12 protein-coding genes are annotated in these 13,127 nt (G+C 23.9%); 10 read left to right on the top strand and 2 right to left on the bottom strand.

The genetic code is table 11. From position 1 onward, the window contains the following. Position 1 precedes the first annotated feature (1 nt). The 3 genes from Q0J69_RS04710 to Q0J69_RS04700 all read left to right on the top strand — a co-directional run bounded on the left by Q0J69_RS04710 (position 2) and on the right by Q0J69_RS04700 (position 2,187). Complete coding sequence (locus tag Q0J69_RS04710; RefSeq protein ID WP_297204763.1) at positions 2–217, top strand: immunity 17 family protein; 216 nt, start codon at positions 2–4, stop codon at positions 215–217. Between the two features lie 3 nt (positions 218–220). Next, entirely contained in the window at positions 221–970 is a 750-nt protein-coding gene (locus Q0J69_RS04705; protein WP_297204902.1) for a uracil-DNA glycosylase family protein, read from the top strand. Between the two features lie 104 nt (positions 971–1,074). Continuing rightward, complete coding sequence (locus Q0J69_RS04700) at positions 1,075–2,187, top strand: ankyrin repeat domain-containing protein (protein WP_297204762.1); 1,113 nt, start codon at positions 1,075–1,077, stop codon at positions 2,185–2,187. A 63-nt stretch (positions 2,188–2,250) separates the two neighbouring features. Here Q0J69_RS04700 and Q0J69_RS04695 read toward each other — a convergent pair whose 3' ends face one another. Next, a complete protein-coding gene (locus Q0J69_RS04695) occupies positions 2,251–2,913 on the bottom strand; it encodes a redox-sensing transcriptional repressor Rex (RefSeq protein ID WP_297204761.1) in 663 nt (220 codons plus the stop codon). Between the two features lie 220 nt (positions 2,914–3,133). Between Q0J69_RS04695 and Q0J69_RS04690 the strand changes: the two genes are divergently transcribed. Next, positions 3,134–3,865 (top strand): NAD-dependent deacylase, encoded by a 732-nt coding sequence (locus Q0J69_RS04690; protein WP_297204760.1) that lies wholly within the window; start codon positions 3,134–3,136, stop codon positions 3,863–3,865. 34 nt (positions 3,866–3,899) lie between these two features. Beyond that, positions 3,900–4,766: a DMT family transporter gene (locus Q0J69_RS04685; RefSeq protein ID WP_297204758.1), complete on the top strand. Its 867-nt coding sequence runs from the start codon at positions 3,900–3,902 to the stop codon at positions 4,764–4,766. A 2-nt stretch (positions 4,767–4,768) separates the two neighbouring features. Here the strand turns inward: Q0J69_RS04685 and Q0J69_RS04680 are convergent, their stop codons facing one another. Beyond that, positions 4,769–5,188: a hypothetical protein gene (locus tag Q0J69_RS04680; protein ID WP_297204757.1), complete on the bottom strand. Its 420-nt coding sequence runs from the start codon at positions 5,186–5,188 to the stop codon at positions 4,769–4,771. Between the two features lie 287 nt (positions 5,189–5,475). On the opposite strand from Q0J69_RS04680, the gene Q0J69_RS04675 reads away from it, so the two are divergent. The 5 genes from Q0J69_RS04675 (at position 5,476) to Q0J69_RS04655 (ending at position 13,104) form a co-directional block, all read left to right on the top strand. Then, positions 5,476–8,169: a hypothetical protein gene (locus Q0J69_RS04675; protein ID WP_297204755.1), complete on the top strand. Its 2,694-nt coding sequence runs from the start codon at positions 5,476–5,478 to the stop codon at positions 8,167–8,169. A gap of 2 nt (positions 8,170–8,171) precedes the next feature. Next, entirely contained in the window at positions 8,172–8,954 is a 783-nt protein-coding gene (locus tag Q0J69_RS04670; protein ID WP_297204753.1) for a glycosyltransferase family 2 protein, read from the top strand. Positions 8,955–9,153: 199 nt separating this feature from the next. Then, complete coding sequence (locus Q0J69_RS04665; protein WP_366030261.1) at positions 9,154–9,780, top strand: class I SAM-dependent methyltransferase; 627 nt, start codon at positions 9,154–9,156, stop codon at positions 9,778–9,780. A 327-nt stretch (positions 9,781–10,107) separates the two neighbouring features. Beyond that, a complete protein-coding gene (locus Q0J69_RS04660) occupies positions 10,108–12,165 on the top strand; it encodes a hypothetical protein (RefSeq protein ID WP_297204751.1) in 2,058 nt (685 codons plus the stop codon). Positions 12,166–12,171: 6 nt separating this feature from the next. Continuing rightward, a complete protein-coding gene (locus tag Q0J69_RS04655; RefSeq protein ID WP_297204750.1) occupies positions 12,172–13,104 on the top strand; it encodes a glycosyltransferase family 2 protein in 933 nt (310 codons plus the stop codon). Positions 13,105–13,127 lie beyond the last annotated feature (23 nt).

Raw genomic sequence — 13,127 nt, 5'->3', positions numbered from 1 at the left:
TATGAATAAATTTCCTTATCTTTTCGGAACATTGGCAGGACTTTTATTTATTTTAGCCGCTGTTTTTAAATGGAATTGGCTTTTAAATCCCAATAGCTCTAATTTTATGGCTTCTGTATACAGTATGTTTGGAGAAATGGGAGTTAGAATACTTACATGTATTTTAGGATTTATAATAATAATAAGCTGCCTAATTTTATGGATAATAAAAAAATAAATGATGGATAAAATAGAAGAACATGTATTTGATGATATTAATTTCTTTCCAAAGAAAATGAAAGTTTTAATACTTGGTACTTTTCCTGTGCCTAATTTTTCTAATATAGAAAAGTTTGAAAGATTATCTGATTTGGAAAAAGAAAATGCTTGGTATTATTCAAGTAAAAGAAGCGAGTTTTGGAAAATAATAGCTGATAGTTTTGATATTGATTATAAAAAAGATAATAAAGATTTTCTCACTAACAAAATTAAAAAGAAAAAACTTTTTGAAGATAAACAAATAGGCATAGCAGATGTATTTTCAAAATGCAAAAGAAAGAATATTGAAAGTGCTAGGGATACTGATTTAATAATATTAGAATATAATAATATATTGGCTGATATCATAAATAATGAAGATAATTATAAATATTTAAAATCTATAATATTTACAAGCCGTTTTACAGAAAATAATTTTTTTAAGATATTAAATAATAATAACATTGATTATAGTTTGGAGTATAGTGATGAAGTTAGTCGGTATTATAATAACGGTATAAATGATAAGGGTATAACTATTGATATAATAAATTCTTTGAAAGAGCGTTATTTATATAAAGATAATAAAGATAAATTCTATAGTATATCTGATAATAATAATAGAAAAAAAATTAAAATATCTACAATTACTTTAAAAATAAGTCCTATAAAAGGTGTGAGTTTGTATTCTACCAAAAGAGAACTTTATAGGTATTATATTAACAATTTTTAATGCTGTTATAAATGAAAATAAATTGTAAAGTTATTAAAAATTAATATATATATTTCCGAAATTTTATAACAGCTAAAATTCTATACTTTAAGGAAGAATTAGATATGCGTTATTTAGTTTTTATTTTAATATTTTTAAATACATTTTTTACAGTTTTTGCTCAGACAGCCAATGTTAATACAGGGAGATTGGATCAATTATTAGACTATGCCAATACAGGAGATACCAACGGCATAAAAAGATTAATATCTCAAGGCTCTATTTCCAATTTTATAGATTATGGAGATAATCAGGGGCATAATGCTTTAATAATAGCTGCTTCAAAGGGATATAAGGATATAGTACTTCTTTTGTTATCCCAAAATGCCAATGTTAACCTTACATGCGTGCATGGAAAAACAGCTTTAACTTATGCTGCTGATGCAGGATATGTTGATATAGTATCTTATTTGCTTGCAAAGAATGCTAACCCTAATATAAAATTGAATAATGGTACAACAGCTCTTTTGCAGGCTGCAGGAAAGGGATATTACAGTATAGCAGAGATGATAGTTAATGCTAATGCCGATTTAAAATTAAGCGGTACATACAGAAGCGGAAATGATGACGGAGTTAATTATAATATGACTCCTTTAATGGTTGCTTCCTATAATAACCATGATTTAATAGTAAGACTGCTTTTAGACAGAGGAAGTGAGGTTAATTATATAAATGAGTATGGTGCTAATGCTTTATTTTATGCTATAGCTAAGGGAAATAATGAGGTTGCTAAAATATTATTAGAGCATGGTGCTGATGCCAATATAGCAGCATCTTATGGTCCTTATGGAAATATTACTCCTTTGGCTTTAGCTTCTACATTGGGATTAACTGATGTTGTATCTTCGCTCTTAATAGGAAAAGCTAGTATTAACTTTAAAATGAGAGATGGAAGAACTGCTTTAATATGGGCTGCTGTTTCTGGAAAAAGTGAGTCTATTAATGCTTTGATTAATGCTAAAGCTGATTTAAATATTGCAGATAATGATGGTAAAACAGCTTTAATGTTTGCTGCTGAAAATGGAGATTATATGTCTGTAGAGTATTTAGTTAATGCCGGAGCTCATCTTAATACTTTGGATAAGTTTAGAAAAACTGCTTTGATGTATGCTATGGAAAATGGAAATGCTGAAGTAATAGATTTATTGACAAGGGCTAGCTTAACTTATAATAAATAATGCATTTTATATACATACAAAAAAGAGATACTTATAAGAAGTATCTCTTTTTATTTTTTAATATTATTTTTCGCTTTTATCTTTATGTTTTTTAGCAGAAGAAGAAGATGTTTCTTTTACATCATTGATAAAGTAAAATAAAGATTCGATTTCATCTGCAATATTAACATCATTAATTATGCAGTCAGGTCTTTCTAATAGTTTAATAGGAGCAAAATTAAGAACGCCTTTTATACCTGCATTACATATAACATCAAACATTCTCTGAGCTTCTAAGTCAGGTACTGTTAATATGGCTATTTCTATTTTGTTATTTATTATAAAATCTTTTAATTCTTCTATAGGAAGTATAGGAGTAGGTGCATTTCTATCTATCTTATCAGGATTATGATCAAATGCGGCAATAATTTTTATAGATTCGCTTTCAAATCCTCTATAATTAACTAATGCTTTTCCTATTTTACCATAGCCTATTAATATTATATTATGTGATATTTGTTTTCCTAATATGCTGTCAATTTGTTCTAGTAAATCATCTATATTGTATCCGCCTTTTTTATTTCCAGAGATATTAAATAGTGAAAAATCTTTCCTTACTTGAACTGAAGTAATACCTATTGCATCTCCTAAATTATTAGAATAGGCTTTTATAAATCCGAAACTTTTCATGCGTCTTAAAGCGTTTTTGTATTTTAATAAACGCATAATTTGTGTTCTGCTAATCATAATATATCCTCAACATCTTTTTTTGATTTTAATAATAAAAATATATGGTTATATTATAACATGATAAAGTAATGTGTCAACAAAAAATATTATAATAAAATGCGAAATTATATACAATATTAGAACATTAATAATGCTGTCTGATAATTTATACATCATTATTTAAATAAATATTAATATACACTGGAAAAAAATAATTTTTTTTATATAATAAAATATTATGACAGATTATAAATTAATAGCACAAACAATTAAAGATTCAAAATATGCTGTTGCCTTTACAGGAGCAGGTATAAGTGTAGAAAGCGGTGTTCCTCCATTTAGAGGTCCTGATGGTCTTTGGGAGAAGCATGGAAGTCAGTTTGCCGAAATTTCTTATTTTGTCAAGCATCAGAAGGAGTCTTGGCATTCTCTTAAAAAGGTTTTTTATGATCCTATTACGGATGTTAAGCCTAATAAAGCTCATATAGTATTAGCTAATTTAGAAAAAATGGGTATAATGCGTTCCGTTATTACTCAGAATATTGATAATCTTCATCAAGAGGCTGGAAGTAAAATAGTTTATGAACTTCATGGTACTGCTAAATATGCAGTATGTATGAAATGCAAAACTAGATACAAAATAGATAAAGAAATACTAGCTATGGATCCTCCTTCATGTGAAAAATGTTCGGCTACTTTAAAGCCTGCTTTCGTTTTCTTTGGGGAGCAGCTGCCTGCTGTTGATTTCAATAACTCCATAGAAGATGCTCAGAAAAGTGATTTGTTCATTATTATAGGAACTGGAGGAGAAGTTATGCCTGCTGCTCAGATTCCGCATATAGCTAAGAATTCTAGGGCTAAAATTATTGAAATTAATCCTGCACCTTCAAGTTTTACAAATTCAATAGTTGATATTTATATACAAGAGAAGGCTGGAGTTGCATTTTCTGAGATAGAAAAGTATTTATAAAATAATATTCTTTATGTAATATAATTCTTAATTTATGAATAATATAAAAATAGCCTCATTATATATAATATTTTCTGCTTTGGCTTTTAGTATTATGCAGATGATTGTTAAAATATCAGGTGAAAATATACCTATTATGGAGCAGGTTTTTGCCCGTAATTTTGTAACATTGATTATAAGCACATTAGTAATTATAAAAAATAAAGAGAAATTATTTCCTAATAAAAATAATATCTTTGCATTATTTTGCAGGGCATTTTTTGGTTATTTAGGGGTAGTTTCATATTTTTATGCAACTAATAATATGCTTCTTGCTGATGCTTCAATACTTCAAAGAACTTCTCCATTTTGGTCTAGTTTTTTTGCTTTTATTATTATTAAAGAGAAGATATCAAAAATACAATGTATAGCATTGCTTATAGCAATATTTGGTTCTATTCTAGTTATAAAGCCGAGTATGAACTCTGATATATTGCCTGCTTTGGTAGCATTAGCATCGGCTATTTTCGCTGGTATTGCCTATGCTGTTATAGGTTTTTTAAAAGGAAAGGAAAGCAATGCTTTGATAATATTTTATTTTTCTCTGTTTTCAACCGTTTTCTCACTGTTTTTTATAGGCAGTTTTATTGCACCTAATTTTTATCAAGTAATTATGCTTTTGCTTATAGGAATATTTGCAGGTCTTGGTCAGTTCTTTTTGACAATAGCATACAAAAAAGCTCCTGTTTCAAGAATAAGTATTTATAATTATATGGGCGTAATATTTTCATATTTATTAAGCGTATTTATTCTAAATGAAATAATAGATATATATTCAATAATAGGTATGTTTCTTACAATTACTGCAGCATTAATGGTGTATTTCTATAAAAATAAATCAGAGGATATAAAGTATAATTAATATTATTTTTGCAAATTACCATCGCTTACTGTATTATCATTTCTTGTAAAATAGAGATTCATCAAATTATTATTAAATGAAAAAGTGAAGTTATATATATAACCGCTTGAAGTAGCCGATGCTTTATATACATTATCCGATATCTTTATTATATCTTCTTTATATATATTAATCATAATATTCATAGTTGAACCTGATACCCTAATTTGAACAAATCCGCCGCTTCCTACTATTACTGTTGCTTGGTTTTGGGACTGAATATTATTATTTTCTATTGTTGTTATTGTTCCAATATAAGTTCCTATATACTTTTTATCGATTCCATCATTATTATTATTGCTGGAAGAGTTTGTGAAAAAGTTTAAACATCCATTCATAAAAAGTATAGATATTATTAGAAAAATTTTTATAATTGTATTCATGCTCAATATTATACATGCAAATAAAACTTTGTCAAAATATAAAGGGCTTTTAATAGATTTTGTTATTATTATCTATTTGACTGTTTTTGATAATTATGGTATACTGTTAGGCGTAAATATAATATTGGAAATTATATGAAAACAAACAAACAAACAAACAAACAAACAAACAAACAAACAAACAAACAAACAAACAAACATTAATTTTATTCTTCTAAATAAATTTATCTTCGTTGCAGAAAAATCTTATTTTCAAATATCTACTTATTTATTTTTGGATATAGTTTATGAAAAACAATAAACTATTCTTCAAAATATATATACCATTATTAATAATAATATCTTCTGCTGCTATATTATTTTCTGTACTTGGAAACAAGCCTAGAATAGGATATTTAAGTGAATTCAAATTTGATATTTCTCATATAAATAGAACTTTAGAATTAAATAATTTATCATATATAAAAGAACTCTTTACTAAAGATAGAATATTAGATGAAGAAGGCATTAAAAACTATATATTTACAAATGAAAGTATAACTAATTACAGCTATGGATTTAAAGTTCAGTATTATGATAAAGTATTTAGGCATAGCGATATTTATAATGTTTATATAGACACAAATAAAGTTTTGAAAGACAATGATTTTATTGAAGAAATTAATATTTATAAAGGAAATCCTTTCGGTAATTTAATTTCTTCTGAAAAAATAGAGTCTGATAAGATAGATAATGTTAAATACACTTTAAAATTAAAAGCATCTATTATTATACTATTAATAATATTATATTCTATTCTAATATTGTATATATTACTTCCGCTTATAATAAAACTTATATTCCCAATAATGAATTATATTATTGAATTTTTTAATAACTTTTTTGATAAGCATATTAAGGTACATAAATTTAATACAGTAAAAGATTTAGGGTCTAATAATATATATATAGCTGCATTTTTAATTTTTTTTCCATTCATATTTATATTTTATGAATCTATTTATTCATCTGCTCCATACTATAGAGCTTGGGATTCATCTCAAATATATGCAAAAGATATATTATTAGTTTCTAGTAATTTATTTCCAGAGCATCTTTTACATCCTAATATGATTCCGTTAGTATTATATAAATATATATTTATTCCAATAGGGAATATTTTTAAAATAATATCAGCATCTAATATAACAGAATTAGAAAACAGTCTAAATCCATATTTATCATTTGTTGAATTTACAGAATATATTTTAATGATATGCAGATCATCATTTTTTTTATTCATTACAATAATGTATATAAATATTATTAGAGTAATGCAAATTCAAAATATTGTAAAAAATAGATTTGTTATATTTATTTTTAGCTTATCATTATTAATTATTTTATCAATGTCTAAATTTGTTTTTGATGCTGGTAATGGTCTAAACACAGTAATAAGGTATGAGGGTATAGGCTTACTATTAGCATCTATATCTCTTTATTTTGTCATATCTTCATCTAACACCGATAATTTATGTGATAATAAACATAAACTTTTATTAATTTTATCTGGTATTTTTGTAGGTGCTGCTGTACTTTCAAAAATTATGATAGCTGGATGGATTATAGGTATTTTTATAATTTATATACTGCTTAATTTAGATAAATATTTTTATTATAATGAAGATAAAAATATAGGTAATATTTCAAATATATTAATATTTATAACAATTTTTGTAATATTAATCAATATATTTATTCCTATAGCAATTAAAAATGATATGCTGTTATCTTCTGCTTTTATTAATGTTATTAGTAAAAATTTACTTATTTACAGCCAAATTATAACACCTGTATTTTTTATTATTTTATCTGTAATTACTTTTATGGTAAAGCATAATATTATAAGAACTAATGGCATTGAAAAAATTTTATTAAATAATTTTATTTTGTATGTTTTGTCATGTTTTCTTACTATTTTATTCTCATTATTATTACCAATGGCATTTAATTCTTTATTAACAACATATATATTTTCTTATGCAGGCGGATCAATTATGGCATTTGTTGGCGGAAGCAGTATATATTCGTCTTATACTAAGAAGGCATTATTTGGAGTAATTTTGATAATAATATTATCTTCATTTTTGTTTACATATATTATAAAAAATAAGAAAGTATTATTTAAAAATATAGTTACAATTAATTTTATGCTTAATATAATATTAATTATATTTTCATTGGTTTTTATTATAGCATTAAGAAATGGAGGGGCTGACAGACTTATTACTGTTTCTTTGTTTATTTTTTCTATATTTCTATTGATAAGATATATATTTAATATTTTGCCTAATATAAAAATATTAAAATATATATTATTTATAATTCTATTTATTATATCAATAAAAATCTTGATAACTAATATACACTCACAATATTATACTCCTGTAAATTCAGACTATGTATATGATATAGATATGTGGAAAACATTCTCATACGGAAAAGATAATGGTATTAGATTTGTTAATTTGTTTTTTAAAAATTATAATTCAGATGAATCTTGGAATTATGCAGTTTACTGGTCTAGAAATGTGAAACAAGTTAGGCAGCTTTTGGCACAAATAGAAGTTACTAATAATTCACTAAATGATACAATTATAGCTTGCAATAATTCAAAAATTAGTAAGGATTCTAAAAGTATTATTTCAAATATAGATAATAATATAAATGGAGGGTTAATATTAGCTCTTAAAGATAATGTTAATAAAATTTATTTAAGATTGGATTATGATTTTTACTTTATATCAGATATTGAGTATAAAAAATTATATACAGATAATAGAGTACAATTTACAGATTATGATTTTTATATAAACAATCAAAAGTATTTTGTATATAAACTAAATATGGATAGTTCTGGTATGAAATTTAATTTTATAAAAAATGAAGATTTCAACACAGGATTTATATTAATTAATGATAGATTATCCAAAGGGCTTTAAAAATGGAAAGACAAATACCTCATTATGAATATAAAGAATATTTTAAGAAAATAAATGAATATTGTCTTTTAATACCTACATGGAATGAAGGTGAACGAATAAAAATAGAGCTTAATCGTTTAAAAAATAAAGATATACCAAAAAAAATAGATATATTTTTACTAGATGCAGGAAGTACAGATGGTTCTATAGAAGATGATTTTTTAAAAGATATAGGTGTAAGAGCAGTACTTACAATTAGAATGAAAGGTCAGGCTAATGCCTATAAAGCAGGATTTTCTAAAGTATCTGATGAAAAATATAAAGGAATAGTTACAGTAGACGGAAACAATAAAGATAGTGTGGAACAAACTATGGAATTTGTAGAGATGTTAGAAAAAGGTTATGACTTTGTACAAGGTTCAAGATTTATGAAAGGAGGATATCATAAAAATACACCATTATCAAGAATCTTAGCAATAAAGTTAATATCTAATCCATTATTATCTTTATCTTCAGGCTTTAAATACACTGAAACAATGTCAGCATTTAGAGGTTTTTCAATGAAGATAATAGATGATGATAGAATAGCTATTTTTAGAGATATATTTACAAGTTGGGAATCACAATGGTATTTAGCAAATATTATACCAAAATTGGGATATAAAGTTATAGAAATACCTCAAACAAGAGTGTATCCTAAAAATGGAAAGATCCCTACAAAAATAAATTTCTTTGGAAACATACAAATAATGGTGCAATTAATAAGAGTAGTATTTGGTTATTATGATTTAAAAACCAAATAATTGAAATAATTTAATTTTTGTTCTATAATAAAATAAAGGAAAATAAATTATGCCAAGTACAATATTATACTATTCTAAATATTTATTATCACTATATTTCTTTGGGGTATGCTATGGAAGATAAAGCATATAATGATATAGACGATTTAGAAGATAATCTATGGTGGTTTAGAGTTAGAAGGGAAATTGTTATAGATATATAATAAAAAATATTAGCGATCATAATAATTGCAGTTTACTAGATATTGGATGCGGTAATGGACATTTATTAAAAGATAGTTCTCAATATATTAAAAACGCTGTTGGTATAGAAAAATTTAGTTATCCAAAAAAACTATTTAATAATATTTTAAATATAGATATTTTTGATAATAATTTTAAAGATAATAGTTTTGATATAGTTACTTTTTTAGATGTTATGGAACATATAGAAGATGAAAATAGATTTTTACAAGAGGTAAAAAGATTGATAAAAGAGAATGCTACTATTATAATTACAGTTCCGGCATATCAATGGTTATTTAGTAATTCTGATATATTTTATGGTCATTATAGAAGATATAATTCTAAAAGATTAAGAAAGGTTTTAGAAGATAACGGATTAGAAATACAAAAATTATCATATATGAATTGTTTTTTATTTCCATTATTTGCTTTGGTAAGGATAGCAGATAAAGTTTTTAATAGAAAAAAATTTGAATATGGGAATTCAAGATTAACTAATTATTTTTTATATAAAATATTTCATATAGAAAAATATTTATTAAATAAAATTAATTTACCATTTGGGTCTAGTTTATTGGCAATTTGTAAAATAGTAAAATAGTGTTAACATACAATTCAAATAATATATTCATTACAAAAATAATAACTGATTTTTATGATTGTATAAACTTTGTTAAAATATAAAGTGCTTTAATAGATTTTTATTATTATTTATTGACTGTTTTTGATAATTATGGTATACTACTAACCGTAAATATAATATCGGAAATTATATGCAAACAAACAAACAAACAAACAAACAAACAAACAAACAAACAAACAAACCTCAAGTTTTACTCTTCTAAAGAAATTTATACTCATTTAAATAAATTTATACTCATTGCAAAAAATTATTTTATAAACAGCTCTTTATTTTATGGAGCAGTTTATGAAAAATAATAAATTTTTATTTAAAATATATTTATCTTTAATAATAATATCTGCTGTATCTATTATAGCACTTTCTATACTTGGCAGAAAAGCAAGAATTGGATATTTAAGTGAATTCAAATTTGATATTTCTCATATAAATAGAACTTTAGAATTGAATAATTTATCGTATATAAAAGATCAGTTCATAAATGCAGATGGGAACTTAGATGAAGAAGGTATTAAAAACTATATATTTACAAATGAAAGTATAACTAATTACAGCTATGGATTTAAAGTTCAGTATTATGATAAAGTATTTAGGCATAGCGATATTTATAATGTTTATATAGACACAAATAAAGTTTTGAAAGACAATGATTTTATTGAAGAAATTAATATTTATAAAGGAAGTCCTTTTGGTAATTTAATTTCTTCTGAAAAAATAGAGTTTGATAAGATAGATAATGTTGATTATATTTTAAAAATAAAAAGCAATATAATATCAATTTTCATTATTATCTTTATTATTATTCCTATATTATATTTTGCTAAAGTATTTCATAACGTAAAGAAAATTATTTTAATTTTATATTCTTTAGATAATAAAATCACATTAAAAAAATATTTTAATTATGCATTAAAAAATACTTTTTCTTTATTTAAAGAAAAAGATATAAAATATATAATATTAATTATTACATGTTTAGTTTTTTCTATTATAGAAATAATATTTAGATTTAATCTATTTTTTCCTGGCAATTATATTTTTGGAGATTTCTCTTCAAATATACTTCCTCAATCTTTGGGAATAATAAACTTTTCACATATTTTTCCTGTTTTCATATCTGTTTTCTTTAGGATTTTAAATATAGTATTTGGAAATCATGTATGGTATTTTTTCCTCATTAATTTAATATTATGGTATATTGGTTTATTATTTTTAATAATGTCAGTTTATAATACAACTAAAAGTTTATTTTCTATTCTATTAATTTTTTTAACATTTCTTTCAAATATATGGTGGTTCTTGCCAGATTTACATAAAGATTATACTTATAGTATGTTTATTTGGGTTTATTTAAATATAATACTATTTATGGAATTGGGTTCATATAGATCTCCAAATTTATTTTTATTAATTACAAGTTTTCTATTTATATTTGCTTTCCTATGGTCGCATACAGCAATAGTTACATTAACACCATTTTTAATTTATTGGGTGCATGTATATTTGTTAAAGTGCAATTATAATTTTTTATCTAAACAATATATATTTAATTTTATAAAATCTTTTATATGTATTTGTATATTTTTAGTATTTGTGTATAAGGCATATCCTTCTTTAATACCAGAAGGAAGAAACAAAGGAATGACATGGCATATACCATTGCATGATATACTATCCATAAGCTATTTAATAGATAAAGATCTTTTGCCTGAATCAGCATACGGTGAAAAAGTAAATTTCGAAACTATAAAATCTAGTTTTTCTCATTACACTATAGATAATTTAATTTGGAATTCTGATAACAGATATAATCTATTAGAACCTGATTTAGATAATTTTAAATTATATTGGTTAAAAATTGTATTTAAATATCCTAAAGAATATATATATCATAAATTAATATTTGCAAAGGGATTATTGTTTTTTCCTGGTATAGAAAGAATAAGAAGTGATTCTGATAATAATAATCTATATGGTTCTAAAATAGCAGAGTTTATACCTAAAAATGAACTTGCAGTTAAATATACTGAACAAGAAAAACAATTTTTAATATTTCTTGAAAAAAATATTTTTGATATTTTATTTATAAAGCCTGTATATTTTTTTATAATATCATTAATATGTTTTATTTTATCAATAATATTTTTAATAAAGAAGAAGGGTTCTGTAAATTTAAATATTTTAGTTTTATCAATATCATCTTCAAGCATATCAACTATTTTTATTACTATTTTATATTCACCTCATAGCGGATATAGATATATATTTGCTGTAATACCAATGACTATTATTGGGTTAGCTTCTATTATTATATCAGCAGCTAATAAAATAAAATTTGAGGCATAAATTAAAATGAAAGAACTAAGTTTTATTATACCATGTTATAATGAAGAAGAAGTATTAATAACTTTATATGAAAGATTAAATGCTGTATCTAAATTGGTATATAATTATGACATATCATTTATTTTTATAAATGATGGCAGTAAAGATAAAACAGAAAATATAATAGAAGATTTATCAAAAAAAGATAATAGAGTAAAATTGTATTCTTTTTCAAGAAATTTCGGACATCAGGCAGCTGTGAGCTGCGGAATACATAATTGTAGCTCTGATTTAGCAGTAATCATAGATGCTGATTTACAAGACCCTCCTGAAATAATACCAGATATGATAAAGTTATATGAGAAAACAAAAACTCCAATAATATATGGTAAGAGAATATCAAGAGAAGGTGAAAATTTGTTTAAAAAAGTAACAGCAGCATTATTTTACCGTATTATAAATCTATTATCTGAAATTAAATTTCCAGTAGATACAGGAGATTTCAGATTAATAGATAAAAAAGTGATAGATGCATATAAACAATTTTCCGAAAGTCCCAAATATATAAGAGGATTGATTAGTTGGACAGGTTTTGAGCAAAAACCTTTTGAATATAAAAGAGATGCAAGAATAGCAGGAGAAACAAAATATACATTAAAAAAGATGGTTAAATTAGCTATGACAGGTATATTATCATTTTCAGTGAAGCCTTTAAAAATATCATTATATTTAGGAATAATATCAATATTTATTGCTGTTATGTTTTCTTTAAGAGTTTTTTATTTACATTTTTTTAATCCAAGTGTCTTAGTTAAAGGCTGGGCTTCAACTATTATTATTATACTTTTTATGGGAGGAGCTCAATTAATTTCACTTTCTGTAATAAGTGAATATCTGTCTAACCTATTTAATGAAGTAAAAAAGAGACCTGAATATATTATATCTAAAAAAATAGAATAATTTATTATGTCTTTTATATAGAG

This window comes from uncultured Brachyspira sp. (genome assembly GCF_944388875.1).
Taxonomy (GTDB): domain Bacteria; phylum Spirochaetota; class Brachyspiria; order Brachyspirales; family Brachyspiraceae; genus Brachyspira.
This window is presented reverse-complemented; position numbering and strand designations above follow the sequence as displayed.

What these genes read in the sequence shown, in the direction of transcription:
- Q0J69_RS04675 (WP_297204755.1), top strand. Translation starts at nt 5,476, where the DNA reads ATGAAAAACAATAAACTATTCTTCAAAATATATATACCATTATTAATA.
- Q0J69_RS04700 (WP_297204762.1), top strand. Translation starts at nt 1,075, where the DNA reads ATGCGTTATTTAGTTTTTATTTTAATATTTTTAAATACATTTTTTACA.
- Q0J69_RS04685 (WP_297204758.1), top strand. Translation starts at nt 3,900, where the DNA reads ATGAATAATATAAAAATAGCCTCATTATATATAATATTTTCTGCTTTG.
- Q0J69_RS04680 (WP_297204757.1), bottom strand. Translation starts at nt 5,188, where the DNA reads ATGAATACAATTATAAAAATTTTTCTAATAATATCTATACTTTTTATG.
- Q0J69_RS04705 (WP_297204902.1), top strand. Translation starts at nt 221, where the DNA reads ATGGATAAAATAGAAGAACATGTATTTGATGATATTAATTTCTTTCCA.
- Q0J69_RS04690 (WP_297204760.1), top strand. Translation starts at nt 3,134, where the DNA reads ATGACAGATTATAAATTAATAGCACAAACAATTAAAGATTCAAAATAT.
- Q0J69_RS04670 (WP_297204753.1), top strand. Translation starts at nt 8,172, where the DNA reads ATGGAAAGACAAATACCTCATTATGAATATAAAGAATATTTTAAGAAA.
- Q0J69_RS04695 (WP_297204761.1), bottom strand. Translation starts at nt 2,913, where the DNA reads ATGATTAGCAGAACACAAATTATGCGTTTATTAAAATACAAAAACGCT.
- Q0J69_RS04660 (WP_297204751.1), top strand. Translation starts at nt 10,108, where the DNA reads ATGAAAAATAATAAATTTTTATTTAAAATATATTTATCTTTAATAATA.
- Q0J69_RS04655 (WP_297204750.1), top strand. Translation starts at nt 12,172, where the DNA reads ATGAAAGAACTAAGTTTTATTATACCATGTTATAATGAAGAAGAAGTA.
- Q0J69_RS04710 (WP_297204763.1), top strand. Translation starts at nt 2, where the DNA reads ATGAATAAATTTCCTTATCTTTTCGGAACATTGGCAGGACTTTTATTT.